Here is a 21,836-nt window from a genome sequence, read left to right on the forward strand (position 1 = left end):
TTCGCACGATGCGCTAGTCGATGAATTTCGCCCCGTAGAAATGACCGTCTGTCCAGACCAGGTGTACATTGGCTCTGGCACCCTGGCTCGGGATCGTCAGCTGGAACTGGACTGGTACATCGGTGAATTCGGGGAAGATCAGCCGGACACCTTTCTCCGATAGATCCCAGATCATACAGGGTATCGGCTGATGGGGAGGGTAACCGGTGACTATGCCCTCAAGATCTGTGCGAAACCGCTCACACGATCGGCGTTCTGGTAGTCCTCCATGGCGCATGCAGTATCCTTCATTGAGTTGCCACAGGCTAGGATACCTGGCTTGTGCGAGGGTTCCGTGCCTCGCCACTCCAAGCGACGCTCCCTTGAATGGTATCGCTCTCCGCCGAAGATCTCTGAGCCTCGAACAAGCTGGAAGACTCAGGGACCATCATGATCAACAAAGGCCTGATGCTGGGGAGTATATCATTCACCGCTATTCCCGGAATGCACGGGTATGGACTGCCTTGCCAAGGTGTCCTCTCCCTAATTTCTGCCTGTCGTCAGCCATGACTTCTGCAGGGTTTGTGGCCGTTGAAGACGCAAAATTATAGTAAACACAAGCGCAGCCTGAGACGGGGTGATGCAGCCTCCTGGTGAGGTGTTCCCGGCCATCGGCTGCATCGATCAGATCACGCCATCAGTTCCTCAAACCATCCAATCGAAGTTCTGGGCCAAGAAGAGTTCCGGCGAGGTATCCTCCAGCACGAGGATTGTCGAGAAACCCAATTCCGAGAGCCTGGCCTGGAGCAGCGTGTCCCCAGCGCTCCCCGCCAGGCGGAGGATGCCCGCCGCGAACGGGTCGCTGCCAACCTCATGGTCCGGCAGGAGGCGCATGATGGAGGTCAGGTCGATCACGTCGCCGTAGGCCCCGGTCTCGAAGTCGAGGATGTGGTCGGCCACCATGGTCCGTGACGTGCCGAAGAAGAGGGAGAACCGATCCTGCCCGGCTCCTCCCGTGATCAGGTCGACGCCGGGGCCTTCCGGATCATGGGAGCCATTGTAGGATACCATCGAGATCGTGTCGTTCCCGGCTCCGCCGTCGATCCGGTTGGAGCCGGAAGTGTCCGAAAGCCGGTCGTCGCCGGTCCCGCCATAGAGGACATCGTCGCCGGTGCCGCCGCTGATATAGTCGTTCCCGGCTCCCCCATAGATCGTGTCGTTGCCGGCATCCCCCATGAGCAAATCGTCGTTCGCGCCGACGGCATGGTGGCCCTCGACTTCCATGATGAGATCGTCGCCGGCCCCTCCCCAGAGCCAATCGTTGCCGTTGTCGCCTTGCAGGCGGTCGTTGCCCTCGCTGCCGTAGAGCGTGTCATCCCCGTCGCCGCCGCTGAGGCGGTCGTCACCATTGCCGCCGTCCAGCGTATCGGAACCGGTGCCGCCCACCAGGCGGTCGTCGCCGTCTCCGCCATGCATGAGATCGTCGCCGCCGAGGCCGCGGATGATGTCGTCGCCATCCAGTCCCTCGAGGAATTCGGGGTGCCTGGTCCCATCGAGGATGTCCGCTCCCGCTGTTCCCATGACGTGCCCGGACACTCCGCTCGGGTCATAGGGCGGAACGAAGTTATCCGGCCTCAGGTCTTCGGCGCGGGTGTTCTCCAATGTCAGGATAGTCCGCAGCCCGTCGGGGTCGAATTGCCCCGGAACCTTGAGGATGGCGCTCGTGCCGTCCTGTTCCAGGACGAGGTGTCCGGTCACGAACGGGTTGGTGCCCCGGACGTAGCCCGGAAGGCCGCCGAGCAGGCCTGAGACGTCGAGGAGGTCACCTCCCGGCCCCGTCTCGAAGTCGGTGATCACGTCGGCGGGCGCATGGTCCGCATAGCCGATCATGTAGGTGTCGCGGCCCTCGCCACCCGTCAGGCGGTCGACACCCTCTACCGGCCAAAACTCGAGGTAGTCCAGCTCCGGCCGGCTCGACACATAGTGGAAGACGTCGTCTCCGGCCCCGCCGATGATCGTGTTCGAGCCGCCTTGCCACTCGTAGAAGGTATCGTTGCCGTCACCGCCGTCGATATAGTCCGGACCGCCGTAGTCGCGGGGCGGCGACCAGCGATCGTTCCCATGGAAGGGAGGATCTCCGACGATCTCGTCGTCGCCTGCGCTGCCGTAGATCGTGTCGGCACCGTAGCCGCCGTCGAGGCGGTCATTGCCGTCGCCGCCGTCGATCCGGTCGTTTCCATCATTAGCCTGGAGGACGTCGTCCCCGCCAAGCCCTAAGATCTCGTCATCCCCGAGCGATCCGTCCAGGCTGTCGTTCCCGTCCGTGCCGACCGCGCTCGAGACCTGCCCGAGCGGATGGTAGGCGGGATTGAAGTTGAAGGCGGCCAGTGCCTCTGGCGCGACGTTCGCCAACCGCACGATCGTCCCGTATCCCACACCCTTTCCGATCCATTCCAGGTCGACCTGTATCAGAGTGTCGTTCCCGGAGGCTGCTACGCGGATGAGCCCGCTGGTGAAGGGATGAACCGGGTCCTGGAACCAGGGGTATGGCATCTCGTTGCGTGGGTCGACGGCCTCGACGGCCCAGGCGATGTCGAGGATGTCCCCACCGTAGCCGACCTCGAAGTCCATGATCGTGTCGGGGGCATCCACAGCCGCAGCGAAATCGGACAGGCGGTAGCGATCCGCGCCACTGCCGCCCAGAATGAGGTTCCATCCCTCCAGGTCGATCAGGTCGTCCCCGGCGCCGCCCCGGATCGTGTTGGATCCTGCGCCGGGCGAGATGATGTCGTTGCCGTCTCCTCCGACGAGCACGTCGTCCCCGTCTCCGCCTTCCAGCGTGTCGTTGCCTGCGCCGCCGTCGAGGCCGTCGTCACCCGCTCCGGCCGAGAGCCAGTCATGCCCGTCGCCGCCTATGAGCCAGTCGTCGCCGTCGCCGCTAGTCAGCCAGTCGTCGCCCGTGCCGCCCAGCAACGTGTCCGATCCGATGTCCCCGAGGAGGTGATCGTTGCCCGCCCCACCGACGAGCAAATCGTCTCCTGCGGTGCCCAGGATCGTATCGTCGCCGCCGAGGCCGTCGATGAAGTCGTCACCCGGCGTGCCGTTCAGGACATCGTCGCCCTCGGTCGGCACCGTCGCGATGGGGACCGGCGCGTAAGGCGGATCGAAATTGTCGGCCGTGAGGGATGCTAGATCGGTGCCCCGGAGGACCAGAATTGTCCGCAGGTCCTCCGGAGCGATGCCGCCGGTCACGCTCCCCTTGAGAACGGTGTCGCCCCCCTCGCGCTCCAGCCTGAGATGCCCTGTGGCGAACGGGTTGGGGGAGCCGATCGCGCCGCCGCCCAACACGGACTGAAGGAAGGTGAAATCGATCCTGTCGCCGCCCGCTCCGGCTTCGAAATCCGTGATGACGTCGGCCGAGGCGTCGGGGGCCAGCGCATCGGGAGACAGCTGGAAAGAGTCGCTCCCGGTCCCGCCGGACAGCGTGCTCTCGCCGGGCGAACCGGACACGTACCAGAACGCATCGTTGCCGGCGCCGCCGATGAGCCTGTTCACGCCCGACTGGTCCGCCAACCAGTCGTCGCCGTCGCCTCCGTCCAGGGTGTCGTTTCCTTCGCCTCCGTAGAGACCGTCATTCTCCGCGCCACCCGACAGGATGTCATTCCCCTGGTCGCCGTACAGGAGATCGGCTCCTGCTCCGCCCACGAGCGTGTCATTGCCGTCGTTCCCTTGCAGGGTGTCGGAATCCGCGCCTCCGTCCAAGAAATCGTCGCCGCTGCCGCCGTAGAGATAGTCGGAGCCTGTGCCCCCGCTCAGAGAATCGTTACCTTCGCCGCCATGGAGGTCATCATTGCCCGCGTCGCCCGACAGGCTGTCATTGCCGCCTTCACCGTACAGGCGATCCCTGTCCGTTCCTCCTGACAGGGTATCGTCGCCGCCTCGGCCGTAAAGAGTGTCGGATCCGCCCAGCCCCAGAATCACATCGGGACCTTCCCCTCCGACGAGGCGGTCGCTGAACGGGGTACCCGTGAGGGCCATGCCCGGCGGCTGGTCGATTGAGATAGCCTGAGCGGCGAGAGATAAAGTCAGCGGCTGCCCTGAAGTCATGGTATTCCCATTGCCAAGTCATCAAAGCAATAACACCGCCGTCAAAACGATGGAATCGAATTTTCATTGAAGAAGATACATCGATTTTGGAAATATTTTTTGACCACGACGGTGCTATGGAGGGCATCATTTGCAATTTGCTCGGTAGATATACTTGCAGATTAGGGTAGCCGCTCCGAGTCCGATTGCGGTCGATTGGTCCATACTAGTCAGGTCGAATGAGGCTTCGCAAGCTGACCGCGAAGTTCTCCTAATGGCACGCCTGAGACCTGAGCTCGAAGGCGCCAATCCTGCCTGAGCGGCGAGGAGGGCGGGTCCTTCAGACACTCGGCAGCAAAGACCGCCAAGCAGAATTAAGTACCTGGACAAGTGGGCAATTTTCCCGTTCACGATCAAAGAAACCTTTGAGGTGTCGGTTTGGGAGCGGTTTCAGTATGACATGAAAGCGGGCCTTCCATTGTTCGGTGCCGCTCCCCGGTTTGATCCGAAGCCGCCATAAGGGGGCTTGGAGGAAGGTCCTGGCAGGATGGATTGCAGCCCCTTCTCCTTCTATGCTTGCACTACACGAATCCCGACGCGTCCGTCACGCACCGAACGACCATTCGACGTGCCCGGAGGAAACCAGCGAATGGCGTTTGATGATCGGACCAAGATAATTCACAGGAGAACGCCGGAATCAGCGGCTATGGTAGCGAACACCAAACGAGCGATGGCAATCACCGCCACACTCAACCGCTTGACGTTCACCGATGCAGACGAAATTCGGACACTCTTCAGTGAACTCATCGGCAAAAAGGTGGATGAGAGCTTTCTACTGTTGCCGCCATTCTATACGGCAGGCGGGGACGAAATCCGCGTCGGGCGGAACGTCTTCGTCAATCAAAACTGCACTTTCTATGATCTTGGCGGGATCGACATCGCAGACGATGTCATGATCGGTCCGAACGTGAGCATCATCACGACGGGCCATCCTCTCGAACCTTCGCAACGACGGGCCATCACGATCGGGAAGCCCATTGTAATTGAGAAAAACGTCTGGATCGCAGCGGGCGCAACGGTCATTGGCGGGGTGACGGTAGGCGAAAACTCAGTCGTGGCTGCCGGTTCGGTCGTCACCAAGGACGTTCCCCCGAATACCCTTGTCGGAGGAAATCCCGCGCGCATCATTCGTTCTATCGGCGACTGAGGAAATGTTGTCACGAGGTAGGAGGCTCTATGGCCTCGATCCTGTGTGCCAGTCGATCTGCCTCACCGAGCAAGTCGGCGCGCCTGCGTTTCAGTTCCTCTTCAACTCTCGCGTTGCCGCACTCCGGGAATGAAGCGGAAACGACCCGATGGGCTGAAGCAGGTCTGGTGGCTTTTGCGACCGAGTGCCGGGTCCTTCCGACCTTCCGCACCGAGCAATAGACCGGGCGTCAGACTTGGCTTCGGTCGTGTTTGTGGCCCCATAACGGCAGGGTCACGTTGCCGGGGACAGACTCCAGAGCGGCAGCCATGGCATCCTGGTTTTCGATGCAGCCACTTGGGCCGGGAGATACTGAATGATCTGGGTGCGAATGATCATCGAGCCGACCGAATGGGACGCGGTTCAAGAACAGTTTGAAGGCCTGTTCATGAAGCTCGGATGCCCGGGCCAGATGATGCTGGTAGCCTCCGCCGGCTCGGGTCCACCCACACTCTTCGCCAGCCTCCCTAACCCAGGCCTTCTGAACGCCTTGACCGGTTGTGAGCGGATTGATGACAGCAAATTGCCGCCCGAAGCCTCCCTGCTCATCGGCCATCCCCACGTCTTCGAGAAGCGCTTCATATATCCGAAATGGAAGCCGGCGAGCTAGAACATCGTGCGGACCCAGCGGGCCGCGCTACAGCGTCAGACGTGAAATCGAACTCACGTCCGACGCAGTCAGTCTATGCTCTTGAGCATCTTCACGCAAAACCGGTTCCCACTTTTGGGTCCGATGCTTTAGCGCATCGGGCGGACCTGGCGGGCCGCGCGAGCGCATCGTGCGAAAAGTGGCCTCGGTTATTTCGCAAGAACGATGCGCTCTTTCCAAGAAGAGAGCGTCGGATCCGGTCCCAAAAGTGCAAGTCTGCTTTTCACATCCGATGCCCTAAGCATCCCGCCGCCCACACAAGAGCCTACCGCAGGCAAAGACCTTGTGGGCGGGACTACCGCCTGTCTTGCAGCTCCCAGAAGTGTTCCGCTTTGCAATTGGACGCGAGAGGTGCCGAACGAAGGCCGGTCGAGTCGGCCTCATGTCGAAGGCAACTGCCGCATTTGAAAATTGAATGTATATATATTTAGCATTCCAAATCTGGATAGAGCCCCTCCCACTGGAGGCTCTTCAACGCCGCTCATGGTAGGGGGAATGATGCTTGATCCGCGCCTTCTTCGTTCTTTTGTCACGATCGCCGACGCGGGAAGCTTCACTCGGGCTGCCCAGCATCTGAACATGACGCAATCCACGATCAGCCAGCAGCTTGGCCGGCTCGAGGACGCGGTCGGCCACCCGCTCGTGGATCGCATTGCGCGGCCGGTCCGGCCGACGGACGCAGGCGAGCGCCTGCTGGGCTATGCGCGCCGGATTCTCGCCCTCCAGCAAGAGGCGGAAACCGTCCTCAGCGATCCTGCCGGCACGACATCCATCCGCATCGGGCTTCCGGAAGATATCGTCAGCATGGCGATGGCGGAAGCCTTCGGGGAATTCGCCAAACGCCATCGCGAGATAAGGCTGGATGTCACCGCCGGGCTGAGCCGCGATCTGACGAGGCGCTACCGCGGCGGCGAGTTTGACATCGTCATCGTCAAGGAGCCTGCCGCCAGTCCCGACTACCGGGCGACCTTCCCGCAAGCAATGGCGTGGTTCGAGAGCGTCAAAGCCCCTGAATGGCCGGATCCTGTGCCGCTGGTCGCCTTCCCGCCGGGCGGTCTTTACCGTGAAGCCATGTTCGAGCGCGTCGAACGCGAGCGTCGCCGCTGGTACATCGCCTTCTCGGGCAGCAGCCTTCACAATGTTCTTGTCGGAGTGGAGGCCGGGCTCGGCCTGTCGCTTTTGCCGGTCGGCACGACGGCCGGACGCCAAGTCCGACCGTATGCCCCGTTCGGCACGGAGCCCTCGATGGTTGTCTCAATCTATGCCTGGGAGAAGACGGGGCCGACCTCGGAGCTGGTTCAGCACATGATCGCCACCCTTCATCCGTAACACCATTCATATTCGGATTAGTAATAGTAGCGATCCAGATATTTAATTTCCAAATACGATGTTTCGAACTTATTTCAACGACGTACCCGATGCTGGTGGGAGCCGTTCATGCCGCAGCCTGGAAATGCTCGGCAGGCCAAAGCCCATTAGGCTAATGCGCAACAGAGCAAGTCAATGCTTCGCTATACGATCATTTTTTGTGCCGCCGTATCGGCCCTGGCATCCATTCCTTTTACTGCGTCAGGAAAAACTATGAGTGAGATCCCAATGCATGCCGCGGCGGAAAAGGACGATGTCGCGGCGATTGAGAAGCTTCTGGCGGAAGGCGTAAAAATCGATGCGCGCGATCGCACGGGCGCCACTGCCTTGCTGGTGGCGACGCATGGAAACAGGCTGGCCGCCGCAAAAACGCTGATCGAGGCCGGCGCCGATGTCAACGCCAAGGACAAGATCGAGGACAGCCCTTATCTCTATGCCGGCGCGCGCGGCCATCTCGAAATCCTCAAGATGACGCTCTCGCATGGCGCCGACTTGAGGAGCACCAACCGCTACGGCGGCACCGCTCTCATTCCGGCATCGGAGCGCGGCCATGTTGAGACCGTGCGCACGCTGATCGCGGCAGGGGTCAACGTCGACCATGTCAACAAACTCGGGTGGACTGCCCTTCTGGAAGCAATCATCCTCAGCGACGGCGGCGAACGTCACCAGGAGATCGTCGAACTGCTCATCGGAGCGAAGGCAAACATCAATCTGCCGGATCGCGACGGCGTCACGCCGCTCCAGCATGCGCGCAGCCGCAGCTTCAGGGAAATCGAAAAGCTTCTCGTTGCCGCGGGCGCGCGATGAAGGATCCGGAGGTGATCATGAAGGAAGACAGCCATTTCCTGTGCGAGGCCATTGAACTCGCGCATGCCAACGTCAGAAACGGCGGTCGCCCCTTCGGGGCCGTTGTCGTCAAGGACCGCAAGGTCATTGCGACCGGGGTCAACGAAATCCACAGCACCAACGATCCCACCGCACATGCGGAACTAACGGCCCTCCGCGCCGCCAGCCGCAAGCTCGGCTCGCCTGATCTCGAAGGCTGCGCGGTCTATGCCAGCGGCCATCCCTGCCCGATGTGCATGGCCGCGATGCGACTGGCCGGCGTCCGCGAGGTCGCCTACGCCTATTCCAATGACGACGGCGCGCCTTACGGCCTTTCGACGGCGGAGATCTATGCGGAACTCGCCAAACCGTTTGCCGAGCAATCGATGAAGATCCGCTACGTGCCGGTGCGGCTGGAGCATTATCCAGGCCCTTATGCCGAGTGGGAGCAGATTCGGGACAAGCGGGCGTAGAATATGGAGCGCAAGAATTCTCTGCCGGCGGCCAACGCCCTGCTCCTCGCCGTCGTCGCTCTGGTCGGCCTCAATCTCAGGCCGTTCATTACCGGCGTCGGCCCGCTTGCCGCAAGCGTGAGCGCCGAAACCGGCCTTGGCCTGCAGGGCATGGCGCTGCTGACCCTCGTGCCGATGCTGCTGATGGGGGTGTTCGCCTTCGCCGGTCCTTCGCTGCAGGCCAGATTCGGCGCGCGGCGGTCAGTCGTCGCCGCGCTCGCCGTTCTGTCCCTCGGCTCGTTCCTGCGCCTGTTCGTCGCGACAGGCTGGCAGATGCTGGGAACGGCGGCGCTGCTCGGGCTTGGCGCTGCAATCGTGCAGGCTGTGTTTCCGGGAATCGTCAAGCTGCGGTTTCCCCGGCATGTCGGCCTCGTCACGGGGCTATATTCGGCGATGCTGATGGGCGGCGGAGCTCTCGGCGCATTGATGGCGCCGCTGATTGCCGCCCCAGCGCGGAACTGGCATGCCGGGCTTGCGTGGATGGCGATCCCGGCGCTGCTCGCCGCGGTTCTGGCCGCCCGATGCCTGCCGCGCGACGGCACGCCGCAAGCGGGCGGCCGTGCAGCGGCGGTTCTTCTCAAGCGGCCGCGGACATGGTTGCTCATGGCGTGCTTCGGTCTCGTCAACGGCGGCTACTCCACAGTGGTGGCATGGCTTGCGCCGTTCTATCGCGAGCATGGGTGGACCAGCGCGAGCAGCGGCGGCCTGCTGGCGATCATGGCGGTTGCTCAGGCGCTTGCCGCTCTGCTGCTTCCGGTCCTCGCCGGAAAGCGGGAGGATCGCCGTCCGTGGCTCTGGCTGACGCTCGCGATGCAAGCGGCGGGCTTTGCCGCGCTGGCAGCGAGGCCCGAGGCCGCGCCGGTCTTGTGGGCGGCCCTGCTGGGAGCAGGGCTAGGCGGCTGCTTTTCGCTTTCCATGATCGTGGCGCTCGATCATCTGCCTGACCCAGCCGAGGCTGGCGCGCTGTCGGCACTCATGCAGGGGGGTGGCTTCCTCATCGCGGCGATGCCGCCGTGGATCGCGGCCCTCCTTCACGATCTGACGGGCAGCTTCCTTGCGGGCTGGCTGCTGCAACTCGCCTGCATTGCCACCGTGACGTGGCTGTACTGGCATGTTGACCCACGAAGCTACGAGAGTGCAATCCGTCCACCAACTTTACGGAAGGAACTGCCAATCGAGACGGCACCGTCAGCTTAACCAGTGGGGACCGGGCGGAGGCATATGTGAGGGATGAAGAAGGCCCGTCACCCTCGCTGCACCGGCCACTGCTTTCCGGCTGAGGTGATCCGTCATGCTGTCTGGCTTTACTTTCGGTTCCCGATCAGCCTGCGCATGGTCAAGGAGATGGATCGCGGCTTGAGGTATCCTGGTCAGCTATGAGACGGTCCCGCAACGGGCGCTGACGTTCGGTCGTAGGAGACCTGCAGCGGTTCACCTCGGTCTTTTCAGCCGTCAGAAACCAGGTCGTCCCCTTCATTCCCGCCGCTCTGCCCTGGAGCATCCACTTTCATCGCCTTCAGGCTATCGCGGCTTGGATAGCCGCGGCGGGCGTGCTCGCGTGAAACCGGCAAAGCAGGGTTCGTTGCGCACGCCTCAGGTTACCGTGACATTATCGTTTCTCATGCTCTCCGACATTGCGGCCACTTCCTCGCCCCGGTGACAGCGGACCACATGTCCGGCAATCAGCCGGGCCGGCGGAGCGGCGCTCCGGCAGGTCTCGACCGCCATCGGGCAACGAGTGGAAAAGCTGCAGCCCGGCGGCGGCGACAACGGGTCGGGAAGGTCGCCCTCAATGCTCGCCGCCTCGCGCCGATGTTCAGGATTGGCCTCCGGAATCGCCGACAGGAGACCCCGCGTGTAGGGGTGACCGGGGGACTCGAATATGGAGTCGGCATCGGCGAGCTCGACGATTTGGCCAAGATACATCACTCCGATGCGCTGGCTGACATAGCGCACGACATCGAGGTCATGAGCGATGAAGATGTAAGCGAGGCCGAGGCGCTCGCGCAACTCGACAAAGAGGTTGATGATCTGCGCCTGCACCGAGGCGTCGAGAGCGGAGACCGGCTCATCCGCAACGAGGATACGTGGCTCGACCGCCAGAGCACGCGCAATGGAGAACCGCTGGCGCTGGCCGCCGCTAAGAGCGTGTGGCAGGCGGTGCTTCAAAGCAGGCGACAGGCCGACCGTATCCATGAGTTCGTCAACCCGGCTGCTGCGCTCGCCGGCGCCCTTGCGCAGGCCGTGGACAAGTAATACCTCGTCGAGCGCCTGTGCCAGCGTCATGCGCGGATTGAGCGAGGAATAGGGATCCTGGAAAATCATCTGAATGGCGCGGCTGCGCTCCAGCCGAGTTCCTGTTTCGAGGAACGGCCGACCGGCGTACAGAACCTCGCCTTCATCGGGCTTGTAGAAACCCGTGATGCAGCGCCCGAGCGTGGATTTGCCGCAGCCGCTCTCGCCGACGATGCCGAGCGTCTCACCGGCACGGAGCGTCAGCGAAACGTCGCGTACCGCGCGTAGCACCCGCGTACCGCGCCCGGTCAGAAGGCCGGCGATAGATGTCTTCGACTTGAAGGACTTGCTGATTCCCTTCAGCTCCAGGATAGGCGCGCCGGACCAGGTCATGGGACAGCTCCCCTGAGGTCGGCAACGCGCAGGCAGGCGCTGGTGTGATCGGCGCCGAGATCGACAGGCGGCGGCACCTGGCTGCGGCAGGCCTCAATCGCCATGGGACAGCGCGGATGGAAACGGCAGCCTGCCGGCGGATTCGCGAGGTCGGGCGGTGAGCCCCCGATCGGCAGCAGCGGCTTGCGGCTGGCGCCGGCGGGCAGCGCCCCCAGGAGGGCGCGGGTATAGGGATGGCTTGGCCGGGTGAAGATTTCGCGCACTGACCCGGACTCGACGATCCGTCCTGCATACATCACGCCGACCTTGTCGCAGGTTTGAGCCACCACGCCAAGGTCGTGGGTGACGAGCAGTACGCCGGTGCCGGTCTCGCGGCGCATCCTGAGGATCAGCTTGAGGATCTGATCCTGCACGGTGACGTCGAGTGCCGTCGTCGGCTCATCGGCGATGAGGAGCCGGGGATGGCAGGCGAGCGCCATGGCGATGAGGACGCGCTGGCGCATGCCGCCGCTGAACTGGTGCGGGTAGGAATCGACACGCGCGGCTGGGTTGGGCACGCCGACCTGGCCAAGCAGTTCCAGAACGCGGGCGCGCACGGCTGCGCCGCGCAGAGACTGGTGGCGGCGCAGCACCTCGCCGATCTGCGTCCCAATGGACATGGTCGGATTGAGCGCGGTCATCGGGTCTTGGAAGATCATCGAGATGGCCGCGCCGCGGATCTCAGAGAGCTTGGCTTCCGGCAGTCTCGCGAGGTCGACGCCCTCGAACAGGATCTCGCCATTGTCGATTCCCGCCGAGGCCCCGGCGAACAGGCGGATGATCGAGCGGCAAGTCACGCTCTTGCCGCTGCCGGATTCCCCTACGAGGCCAAAGACCTCCCCTTGGCCGACGTCGAAGGAGACGTTGTCGACGACGTTGACGCGCTTGCCGATTTTGCCGAAGCCGACGCGCAGGTGGCGGACGCTGAGCAGAGGCGTGGTGGTCATGACTTCGGCCTGAGGAAATCGTCAAGACCGTCGCTGATCAATGCGAAGGTGATGCCAACATAGATGATGGCCAGGCCCGGAAAGATCGTGATCCAGGGAGCGTCGAAGATAAAGTTGCGACCCTCGGCGACCATCACACCCCATTCGGCCTGAGGCGGCTGGATACCGAGACCGAGGAAACCGAGCGAGGTCACGGCCAGAATGGTGAGGATCACGTCGGACATGGCGAAGACGATCGCCGGCGTGATGACGTTGGGGATGAGGTGCCGGAACACGATACGGGCATGGCTGAAGCCCAGCATCCTGGCTGCCTGGACATATTCGAGCTCGCGCGCCAGCAGCACCTCGCCGCGCACGATCCGGGCGAACGAGATCCACACCACCAGAGTGAAGGCCAGGTACATGTTCCCGACGCTCGGGCCCAGCGATCCGACGATGGCGATCACCAGGACATAGAAGGGGAAGGCCCAGACGATGTCGATGATGCGCATCACCACCGCGTCGAAGATGCCGCCGATATAGGCGGACACCGCCCCGATAATCGAGCCGATCAGGAAGGGCAGGGCAACGCAAACCGCGGCGATTTCAAGGTCGGTGCGCGAGGCTTCCAGCACCCGGACGAGGATGTCGCGACCGAGATTGTCGGTGCCGAACCAGTGGGCCGCGCTCGGCGGCATCATCGCGTCGTCGAGGGACACCTCGTTGGGATCAAAGCCGCTCAGCATCGGGCCGATCACGGTAGCGATCAGCAGCAGGGTCAGCATGATCGACCCGGCCAGGAACGAAGGCGAGCGGCGCACGCGTTCCCAGACGCCGCTTCGCCAGGATCGCGGGCGAAACGGCACCGGCAGGGGACTGGAATGAGGCACCGTCGTCATAGCCGGACCCTCGGGTCTGCGAGCGCATAGGCGATGTCGGTCAAGGCGTTGATCACCACGACCAGGACGGCGAAGGTGACGGTGAGGCCCTGCACCATGGGGTAGTCGCGCGCCGCGATGGATGAGACCAGAAGGTAGCCGAGCCCTGGAATGCCAAAAATGGATTCGATCACGACCGTGCCGCCGATGATCCAGCTCGTGTGCACGCCGAGGACGGAGATTGTCGAAATCAGGGAGTTACGCAGGACATGTTTCAGCATCACCGCCTTGACGGTCAACCCCTTGGCCCGGGCCGTGTCGATATAATCGGCTCGCATGACGGCAATGATGCTGCTGCGCAGCGCCCGAATTGTCAGGGCCGCCGTCGAGAGGGCGATGACGAAGGCGGGCAGGGCGAGATGGTGCAGCCGGTCAAGGAAGCCGTTGCCGTATCCGGAGACTGGGAAGAGACGCCATTCGAGGCTCAGGAGCAGCACCAGGAGCGTGCCGAGCCAGAAAGAGGGCATCGACATCGCGACGACGAACAGGCCCTTGATGGTGACATCGAAGGGACCGTCCTTGTCGACCGCAGCCAGCATGGCGAGCGGGACCGTTAGGATGATGGCGATGATCGTGCTGAGGCCGACAAGAGCCAGCGTGGCCCAGATCCGCTCCAGGATCAGTCCGCCGACCGGCTGGCGATATGCGATGGACTGCCCAAAGCTGCCGCGGAGAAGATCGAACAGGAAGGAGAGGTATTGGTGCCACAGCGGCGCGTCGAGGCCGAGCTGTGCGTTGAGCTTGGCGATATCCTCGGCGGTGCCACGGCTGCCCAGGATCAATGTTGCAGGATCACCGGGAAGCACGCGCAGGAGCAGGAAGGCTGCCAGCGTGATGCCGAGCAGGACCGGTACGAGCTGCATCAGCCGCACGGCGGTGAAGCGCAGGATATCCATGAGGTAGCCGCGTCTTGAGTCACGGAGAAGCTCGGATCGGAGCTTACACGATGTTCAGGAGGTCTGAAACCGTCGCGCCGTCCACGAACCGGAAAGCCCGACGGCCATTTCAGGATGACCGGCATGCGTCGCAGTGCCCGCAATTCCGGGTGCCAAGGCACCCGCCTATTTCACCACCACGTCCTCGAGCCGGAAGTTCGACGTCGGCAGCACTCGGAAGTCTTCGACATTGGCGCGCGATGCATAGGTCGCCTGGGCATGGTAGAGGAAGATGAAGGGCGCCGCATCGTGCACGCGCTGCTCGATCTCCTTGAACTGCTTGCTGCGCTCGGGCCCATCAAGGGTCTGGCGCTCCAGCGCGTAAAGCTCGTTGACGCGATCGTCGTGCCATTGCGTGTGGAAGGCATTGGCGCGCTCAGGGTTGACCGAGGTGAAGCCGGTGAGCTGGTCGGGATCGATCGTATCCGATGTCGCGTAGCTCAGCGACATCTCGTAATTGCCCGCCTTCGTGGTCGAGAATTGCGAGGAGCCTTCGATGGTCTGGAGTTCTACCGTCACGCCGATCTTCTTCAGGGCCGCCTGCAGCACGGTTGCGACCTGGCGATAGGTCACGTTGCCGGCCGGAACCAGCAGCGTGGTGCTGAAGCCATTGGGATAGCCGGCCTCTGCCAAGAGGCTCTTGGCCTTGGCTTCGTCGACTGGATAGGGCTTCAGCTCCTCATTGTGGTAGGCCATGATCGGAATGGCAGCCACGGCCGGCTTGCCGTTGCCGAACAGCACGCTGCGAATGATCGCGTCTTTGTTCACCGCATAGTTCAGCGCCTGACGCACGCGCACGTCGCCGAACGGCTTCTTGGTGGTATTGAGTTGCACGAGATCGATACGGAAGACGTCCGCCGTGCCGACCTTGAGGCTGGAATCGGATGCGAGCTTCGACATTTGATTGTACGGTACGTCAATTGTGGCGTCGATCTCGCCTGCCTGCAGTTTGAGGACACGGGCATTGTCCTCGTTGATGATGTCGAGTTCAGCCGAGTCGACGGAAGGCTTGCCGGCCTGCCAATAGTTTGGGTTCTTGGCGAGTTCGATTTTCTCGCCCTTGCTCCAGCGAGTCAGGCTGAAGGGGCCGCTTCCGATCGGATGCAGAAAGAAGTCCTTGTCCGCCTCGACCAGCTTCTTGGGAACGATCGAGGCCGAGAACAGCGCCAGATTGTTCAGCATCGGCGTGAACGGTTTGTCGAGCTTCATACGGATCGTCTTGGCGTCAACCGCCTCGAAATGGGTGATGGGCTTGAAGAAGCGAGCCCAGTCGGACTTGTCGCCGGCGGCGCGCTGCAGCGAATAGATCACGTCATCGGTTGTGACCGGATCTCCATTGGAGAACTTCGCGTCCCGTAGCGTGAAGACGTATTCGAGACCGTCTGGCGAGATCGTCCACTTCTCCGCCAAGCCCGGCGACAGATTCTTGCCGTCGGGCGTCGGACGGATGAGCTGGTCGAAGATCAGCAGTTCCGTCCAGATCGAAGGATTGTCGCTGGAAGCGATCGGGTCGAGGGTCAGCGCGTCCTCGGGGATTGCGACGCGGAATTTTGTCGTCGCTTCTGCGGCGCCGCCGAAGACGACAGCCAGAATGAGCGGTGTGAGAACCGCACTGCGGCGGATCGTTTGCATGAATGAGCTCAGCATGATCGTCTTCCTCCCTCGGCCCGGCGCTCCGCGCACGGTTTAATCTTCAATGCGGTCGCCCGCTCGCGCTCAATTCATTGGCAGCCCTTGGACAAGGGCACAGGTTGCGGCGGCCAGCGTCGGCAGGACCTCGAGATTGACGCTGATCTCGCGACCGTAGGTGAATACAGCAAGCGTGAACTGCCGCCCTCCAGCCAGCTCGACATAGGCGGCATCGTGCCGCCGGTAGCTCGCTGTCGGATCGCCGGTCCAACCGGTCCAGCCCGCCTTCGACCAGAGCTTGGCACTAGGCGGCAATCCGGCGCCGAAGTATCCGACGATCTGACCATTTGGTTCGTCACGGACGAAATCGGCATCGTGAGGTCGCCAGAGATAGTCCCGTACGATCTTGGAGCGCGCCGATGTTACGGCCCTTCCAGTCATGACGGCATGAAAGAGGCGCACCGTCGCATCCGTGGTCAGGCGGTTGTGATTGGCGCCGTTTAGGCCGACAAAAACCTGCTCGCGGCCATAGCGCTGATCATCCATCAGTTTCTGGCAAAGATTGATGGGCTCGAGTTCGGGCCACCCGAAGTCGGCGAAGAATCGGTTTACCCAGTTGCGATGGTACACCCACTCCGCCATCGCTTCCGGCGCCAGCAGGGTGTCGCCTGTCGTCTCGGTCACCAAGTCGATGACATAATTGGTTGCAGTGTTGCTGGAAACGTGGATCATATCCCGCATCGCACGCGAGAGTTCCTCGTGCGGCTGGATCAATCCCTCCTCTAACCGTTGCTGGGCGGCAACGAGATAAAAGAGCTTGACGACGCTGCAGGGATAGAAGGTCTGCGAGCCGTGTATCGCGAAGCGGGCCGGTGGGTCGCCCTCCGGCTGCCCGTCGAGGGGCTTTTCGTGCACCAGCAGGGTGAGGGCGAACCCCTCGCGCGTCAGGCCGTACGAGCCGAAGCGCGCCAGCATCGCCTCGACTAGCGACCTTCCAGCATCGTCGAGAGCCCGATCTTTCCGAAACCACATCAACGCCTCTCCGAGCCGCGCCAGGACAGCATGACTGCCTTCGCCCAGTGCTGAAGGCGTCCGTTCGGCGCCAAGAGCCATGATCGTCAGGGCGGCAGCACTCATCACGCGGCTTGGGTGCTTTAGTGGGCGCCCGTCACCGCTCTCAACGTGAGGACCGTAGAAACGGCGTAACCAATCAGTCAATTGGATCTTTCGGGACCTATCACCATTCGCCGAATTTACGCCTTGGTAATCTATGCAGCGACGAAAGATACGGCGCTATTCAGATGGCAGACCTTCGCCCTTGCGTTACACCGCAATCCGGTATGGTCCGCCCGAACAGTAGCGCGCTCGGCTTGGGCGATCATGGCCTGGGCGACCATCACTTCCTCAACCTCGATACCCATGTCGTCTGGACTGCCGAGCAGCGCCTGACGCTCCCCAGGGACTCAGAAGCTCTCGACGTGCCATCACTCATCCCCTACACTTGGTGCCAGTCCCTTCGGCGGTCCGGACGAACTGCCTGATCTTGGTTCGTCGAACGGGAAGGGGGCGAGCAGCCCCGACAGACGAGAGTTTCTGTTTCGTTCCAGCTTGGAGAGGGTTCGGGAGCAGTTCTTGTGTCGGCACCGTCAATGTAACCAAGTAGAATCCGTCTCCCGGCGATTTCAACTATTCCCCGGTATGTCAAAGCCACTGAAAATGCATGACCGTATCGAGCTTGAATACAGGAAATAACAAGTAAAAGCGTTGGTCGAGCGGTGCCGCTGGGAGTTTGCCGCCTATCCTAGTCTCGTACCCCGCGAGGCCCAAACGTCATCAACAATCCCATCTTCCAACGGGCACCATCCAGACATGACAACACCTTCGGCGGTTATCTCACTCGGTTGGAACCACCATTGACGAGAGGTTGTTGTCGCCTGGAGACCATTTCGGCCGTGACTGTGGCGCGCGGCCAGTTTCGGGCTGTGGCGGAGCGGAGCCGGCCTTCGCAGTCAACAGAGCAAGGAGGCCATATGTCGGATCATGGCGAGCCGAATGTGAATCGGCGCGAGGTGATGGTCGGTGCTGGGGCCTGTGCGGCGCTCGCGGCGGCGCCGTCGGTGAGGGCGCAACCCGCCCCGGGTGGGACGCCGGTGATGACACAGGTTTCGTTCAACGTGAACGGGCAGGTTCGCACGCTCGAGCTCGACACCCGTACGACGCTCCTCGACGCTCTCCGGGAGCACCTTCATCTCACGGGCACCAAGAAGGGCTGCGATCACGGCCAATGTGGAGCTTGCACGGTCGTGGTCGATGGGCGGCGGATCAATTCCTGTCTGACTCTCGCCGTGATGCACCAGGGCAGCGCGGTCACGTCGATCGAGGGGCTCGGCACGCCGGATGACCTGCATCCGATGCAGGCGGCGTTCGTCAAGCACGACGGCTATCAGTGCGGCTACTGCACGCCCGGACAGATATGCTCGGCCGTGGCGGTGCTGGACGAAATCAAAGCCGGGATTCCGAGCCATGTCACGGCCGATCTCACCGCCCCGGTGCAGCTCAGCGAGGCCGAGCTCCGCGAACGAATGAGCGGCAATCTCTGCCGGTGCGGCGCTTACTCCAACATCGTCGAGGCCATCGTCGAGGTCGCCGGGAGGCAGGGATGAGAGCTTTCACATATGAGCGCGCCAATGCGCCCATCGAGGCAGCTGCCGCCGTCGCACGCATGCCCGGCGCGAAGTTCATCGCGGGCGGCACGAATCTGCTCGACCTGATGAAACTGCAGATCGAGACCCCCACCCACCTCGTCGATGTGAACGGTCTGAAGCTCGACGCCATCGAGCCAACCCCGGATGGCGGGCTTCGCATCGGCGCGCTCGTCCGTAACACCGACCTTGCCGCCGATGAGCGCGTCCGACGCGACTACGGTGTCCTGTCACGGGCGCTGCTCGCTGGCGCGTCCGGCCAGTTGCGCAACCGGGCCACGACGGCAGGGAACCTTCTCCAGCGCACCCGCTGCCCCTACTTCTATGACACCGATCAGCCTTGCAACAAACGACAGCCCGGCAGCGGCTGCTCGGCCATTGGCGGGTTCAGCCGACAGCTCGGCATCATTGGGGTGAGCGATGCCTGCATCGCCACCAACCCGAGCGACATGGCGGTAGCCATGCGGGCGCTCGACGCGACGGTCGAGACCGTGCGGCCCGACGGCGCTATCCGGACGATCCCGATTGCTGAGTTTCACCGCCTGCCCGACGACACCCCCCACGTGGAGACGGCGCTGGAGCCGGGTGAGCTCATCACGGCACTGACCTTGCCACCGCCCATCGGCGGCCGGCAGATCTACCGCAAGGTGCGAGACCGCGCATCTTACGCCTTTGCTCTCGTCGCGGTGGCGGCGATCATTCAGCAGGACGGCACAGGACGCGTTGCTGTGGGCGGCGTGGCGCATAAACCTTGGCGGATCGAAGAGGCCGAATCCGATCTGCCGCGCGGACCCAAGATTGTGACTGAACAGCTGCTCGCCGATGCCAAGCCGACCCATGACAACGCATTCAAGGTATCCCTGGTCGAGCGCACGCTCGGCGCGGTACTCTCAGAAGCGAGGAGCTGAGACATGCGGTTCGACACTCCCGCCGACACCAACCCGATCGACCAGCTCAAGGTCGTCGGACGGCCCACCGACAGGATCGATGGGCGATACAAGACGACCGGCAAGGCGCCCTACGCCTACGAGCGGCACGATGTCGTGCCAGGCCAAGCCTATGGCTTCGTGCTGGGTTCTGCGATCGCCAAAGGCCGCATTGTTGCCATGCATCTGGGGGAGGCCAAGATCGCGCCAGGCGTTCTGGCGATCGTGACGACGCTCGACATGCCCCGATTGGAGCGCGGCAAGATGAATGCCGCCTACCTGTTCGGCGGACCGGTCGTTCAGCATTACCACCAAGCAATCGCCGTGGTGGTCGCGGAGACCTTCGAGCAGGCCCGCGCCGCAGCCTACCTGATCCGCGTCGACTACCAGCCCGAGATGGGCAAGTTCGACCTTGCCGCGGAGGCGCCACACGCCCCGCTCATTGGGGACGACAGTGGTGAGGGAAGCAGCGGACCTCCTGAAGCCCGTGTTGGCAACTTCGAGGATGCTTTCGCGGCAGCGGCAGTGAAGCTCGACGAGACTTACACGACGCCCGACGAGAGCCACGCCATGATGGAACCACACGCCACCATCGCAGCATGGGACGGCGATCGGCTGACCCTCTGGACATCGAGCCAGATGATCGCCTGGGGCAAAGGCAGCATTGCGAAAATCCTCGGCATCAGCGCAGAGAACGTTCGGCTCGACTCGCCCTATATCGGCGGTGGCTTCGGAGCGAAGCTATTCATTCGGGCCGATGCCGTGCTGGCAGCGCTTGGTGCCAGAGCGGCGCGAAGACCCGTCAAGCTGGCACTCACCCGCCCGCTCGTCGCCAACAACACCACCCATCGGCCTGCCACGATCCAGCGCATCCGCATCGGCGCGAATCGTGACGGCACGATTACGGCAATCGCGCATGAGAGCACCTCCGGCAATCTGGCTGAGGGCAAGCCCGAGACGGCAGTATCCCAAACAAGGCTCCTCTACGCGGGCGCAAACCGCCTGACGGCGATGCGGCTCGCTGCGCTCGATCTTCCAGAAGGCAATGCGATGCGCGCACCGGGCGAGGCGCCCGGCATGATGGCGCTTGAGGTCGCCATGGACGAGATGGCGGAAAGGCTCGGCCTGGATCCGATCGACTTTCGGATCCTGAACGACACTCAGGTCGATCCAGAGAAACTCGACCGTCGCTTCTCGCATCGCGATCTCGTGGGCTGCCTTCGCCTTGGCGCCGAGCGCTTTGGTTGGGATATGCGCAATCCCCGACCTGCTCAGGTGCGGGACGGACGCTGGCTCGTCGGATTGGGCGTAGCGGCAGGCTTCCGCAACAATCTCCTGACAAAGTCCGCAGCGCGGGTCCGGCTCGACAGCCAGGGAGGGGTCACGGTCGAGACCGACATGACCGACATCGGGACCGGTTCCTACACCATCATTGCCCAGACGGCGGCCGAAATGATGGGCATAGCCTTGGACAAGGTGACCGTCCGGCTCGGTGACTCGGCTTTCCCGGCTTCCGCCGGCTCCGGGGGCCAGTGGGGCGCGAACAACTCGACCGCCGGTGTCTACGCGGCCTGTGTCAAACTGCGCGAAGCCGTCGCGCAGCAGCTCGGCTTCAATGCCGCCGATGCCGTATTCTCGGACGGAGACGTGCGATCGGGCAACCGCAGCGTGCCGCTTGCCGAGGCTGCACGCGCGGGCGAGCTTGTCGCGGAAGACGCCATCGAGTACGGCGATCTCGCTAAAACACACCAGCAGTCGACTTTCGCGGCTCATTTTGTTGAGGTCGGGGTTGACGCAGCGACGGGAGAGGTTCGGATCCGGCGTATGCTCGCGGTGTGCGCGGCTGGGCGCATTCTCAACCCGAAATCCGCGAGGAGCCAAGTGATCGGCGCGATGACCATGGGAGCCGGGGCGGCTTTGATGGAGGAACTGGCCGTCGATAAGCGGCGAGGTTTCTTTGTCAACCACGACCTTGCGAGCTACGAGGTCCCGGTTCATGCCGACATCCCGCGCCAGGAAGTCGTCTTTCTCGATGAGGTTGACCCGATGTCCTCACCGATGAAGGCCAAGGGCGTCGCTGAGCTTGGCATCTGCGGCGTCGGAGCGGCGGTCGCGAACGCGGTTTACAATGCCACCGGCATCCGCGTGCGTGACTATCCGCTCACGCTCGACAAGCTCATCGATCGCCTGCCCGAGGCTGTCTGAGACGCGCTTCACGCCTTGGCGCCAATCTTGTAGACTCCGCGCCATTGCAGACGGATCTTTCGATACTCTCTTCTTGGAAAGAGTGCATCGTGCAAAAGACCGGATCCACTTTTTCGCACGATGCGCTAGCAAACGGGTTAGGGGCGGGCTCATCAGGAAACTCGTCGTGACCCTTGCGTTTCTTGCTCTGGACCGGCCCTTGCGCCGCGACCTTGACGACGCCCTATAGGAGCAGCGACTTCC

Annotated in this window: 17 protein-coding genes; 9 read left to right on the plus strand and 8 right to left on the minus strand. The window is 62.7% G+C overall.

Features of this window, described 5'->3' with window-relative positions:
• Window positions 1–13 precede the first annotated feature (13 nt).
• Together AB8841_RS03950 and AB8841_RS03955 are read right to left on the minus strand one after the other, a co-directional pair.
• Complete coding sequence (locus AB8841_RS03950) at window positions 14–277, minus strand: PilZ domain-containing protein (RefSeq protein WP_370434554.1); 264 nt, start codon at window positions 275–277, stop codon at window positions 14–16.
• A 407-nt stretch (window positions 278–684) separates the two neighbouring features.
• Window positions 685–4,086, minus strand: a complete 3,402-nt coding sequence (locus AB8841_RS03955) for a calcium-binding protein (protein WP_370434555.1) — start codon at window positions 4,084–4,086, stop codon at window positions 685–687.
• A gap of 628 nt (window positions 4,087–4,714) precedes the next feature.
• Between AB8841_RS03955 and AB8841_RS03960 the strand changes: the two genes are divergently transcribed.
• The 6 genes from AB8841_RS03960 to AB8841_RS03985 all read left to right on the plus strand — a co-directional run bounded on the left by AB8841_RS03960 (window position 4,715) and on the right by AB8841_RS03985 (window position 9,862).
• Window positions 4,715–5,272 carry a sugar O-acetyltransferase gene (locus tag AB8841_RS03960; RefSeq protein ID WP_370434556.1) on the plus strand — a complete coding sequence of 186 codons (558 nt, stop codon included), beginning with the start codon at window positions 4,715–4,717 and terminating at the stop codon, window positions 5,270–5,272.
• 370 nt (window positions 5,273–5,642) lie between these two features.
• A complete protein-coding gene (locus AB8841_RS03965; protein WP_370434557.1) occupies window positions 5,643–5,921 on the plus strand; it encodes a hypothetical protein in 279 nt (92 codons plus the stop codon).
• A 537-nt stretch (window positions 5,922–6,458) separates the two neighbouring features.
• Window positions 6,459–7,289 (plus strand): LysR family transcriptional regulator, encoded by an 831-nt coding sequence (locus AB8841_RS03970; protein ID WP_370435526.1) that lies wholly within the window; start codon window positions 6,459–6,461, stop codon window positions 7,287–7,289.
• 174 nt (window positions 7,290–7,463) lie between these two features.
• A complete protein-coding gene (locus tag AB8841_RS03975) occupies window positions 7,464–8,135 on the plus strand; it encodes an ankyrin repeat domain-containing protein (RefSeq protein WP_370434558.1) in 672 nt (223 codons plus the stop codon).
• Between the two features lie 17 nt (window positions 8,136–8,152).
• A complete protein-coding gene (locus AB8841_RS03980) occupies window positions 8,153–8,626 on the plus strand; it encodes a nucleoside deaminase (RefSeq protein ID WP_370435527.1) in 474 nt (157 codons plus the stop codon).
• A 3-nt stretch (window positions 8,627–8,629) separates the two neighbouring features.
• A complete protein-coding gene (locus AB8841_RS03985; RefSeq protein WP_370434559.1) occupies window positions 8,630–9,862 on the plus strand; it encodes a cyanate transporter in 1,233 nt (410 codons plus the stop codon).
• A gap of 396 nt (window positions 9,863–10,258) precedes the next feature.
• Here AB8841_RS03985 and AB8841_RS03990 read toward each other — a convergent pair whose 3' ends face one another.
• From AB8841_RS03990 to AB8841_RS04015, 6 genes are all read right to left on the minus strand, one after another.
• Window positions 10,259–11,293 (minus strand): ABC transporter ATP-binding protein, encoded by a 1,035-nt coding sequence (locus tag AB8841_RS03990; protein WP_370434560.1) that lies wholly within the window; start codon window positions 11,291–11,293, stop codon window positions 10,259–10,261.
• Window positions 11,290–12,279: an ABC transporter ATP-binding protein gene (locus AB8841_RS03995; protein ID WP_370434561.1), complete on the minus strand. Its 990-nt coding sequence runs from the start codon at window positions 12,277–12,279 to the stop codon at window positions 11,290–11,292. The genes AB8841_RS03990 and AB8841_RS03995 overlap by 4 nt, the downstream gene beginning before the upstream one ends.
• Window positions 12,276–13,157: an ABC transporter permease gene (locus AB8841_RS04000; protein WP_370434562.1), complete on the minus strand. Its 882-nt coding sequence runs from the start codon at window positions 13,155–13,157 to the stop codon at window positions 12,276–12,278. Before AB8841_RS04000 ends, AB8841_RS03995 begins: the two co-directional genes overlap by 4 nt.
• Window positions 13,154–14,092, minus strand: a complete 939-nt coding sequence (locus AB8841_RS04005) for an ABC transporter permease (protein WP_370434563.1) — start codon at window positions 14,090–14,092, stop codon at window positions 13,154–13,156. Before AB8841_RS04005 ends, AB8841_RS04000 begins: the two co-directional genes overlap by 4 nt.
• A gap of 165 nt (window positions 14,093–14,257) precedes the next feature.
• Window positions 14,258–15,778, minus strand: coding sequence for an ABC transporter substrate-binding protein (locus tag AB8841_RS04010; protein WP_370434564.1), 1,521 nt, complete (start codon window positions 15,776–15,778; stop codon window positions 14,258–14,260).
• A gap of 69 nt (window positions 15,779–15,847) precedes the next feature.
• Window positions 15,848–16,873 (minus strand): serine hydrolase, encoded by a 1,026-nt coding sequence (locus AB8841_RS04015; RefSeq protein WP_370434565.1) that lies wholly within the window; start codon window positions 16,871–16,873, stop codon window positions 15,848–15,850.
• Window positions 16,874–17,832: 959 nt separating this feature from the next.
• Here AB8841_RS04015 and paoA point away from each other — a divergent pair.
• The 3 genes from paoA to paoC are packed head-to-tail and all read left to right on the plus strand — an operon-like array spanning window position 17,833 to window position 21,593.
• A complete protein-coding gene (gene paoA, locus AB8841_RS04020) occupies window positions 17,833–18,423 on the plus strand; it encodes an aldehyde dehydrogenase iron-sulfur subunit PaoA (RefSeq protein WP_370435528.1) in 591 nt (196 codons plus the stop codon).
• Window positions 18,420–19,370 (plus strand): xanthine dehydrogenase family protein subunit M, encoded by a 951-nt coding sequence (locus AB8841_RS04025; protein ID WP_370434566.1) that lies wholly within the window; start codon window positions 18,420–18,422, stop codon window positions 19,368–19,370. The genes paoA and AB8841_RS04025 overlap by 4 nt, the downstream gene beginning before the upstream one ends.
• Window positions 19,371–19,373: 3 nt before the next feature.
• A complete protein-coding gene (paoC, locus tag AB8841_RS04030; protein WP_370434567.1) occupies window positions 19,374–21,593 on the plus strand; it encodes an aldehyde oxidoreductase molybdenum-binding subunit PaoC in 2,220 nt (739 codons plus the stop codon).
• Window positions 21,594–21,836 lie beyond the last annotated feature (243 nt).

Source organism: Microvirga sp. TS319 (genome assembly GCF_041276405.1).
Taxonomy (GTDB): domain Bacteria; phylum Pseudomonadota; class Alphaproteobacteria; order Rhizobiales; family Beijerinckiaceae; genus Microvirga.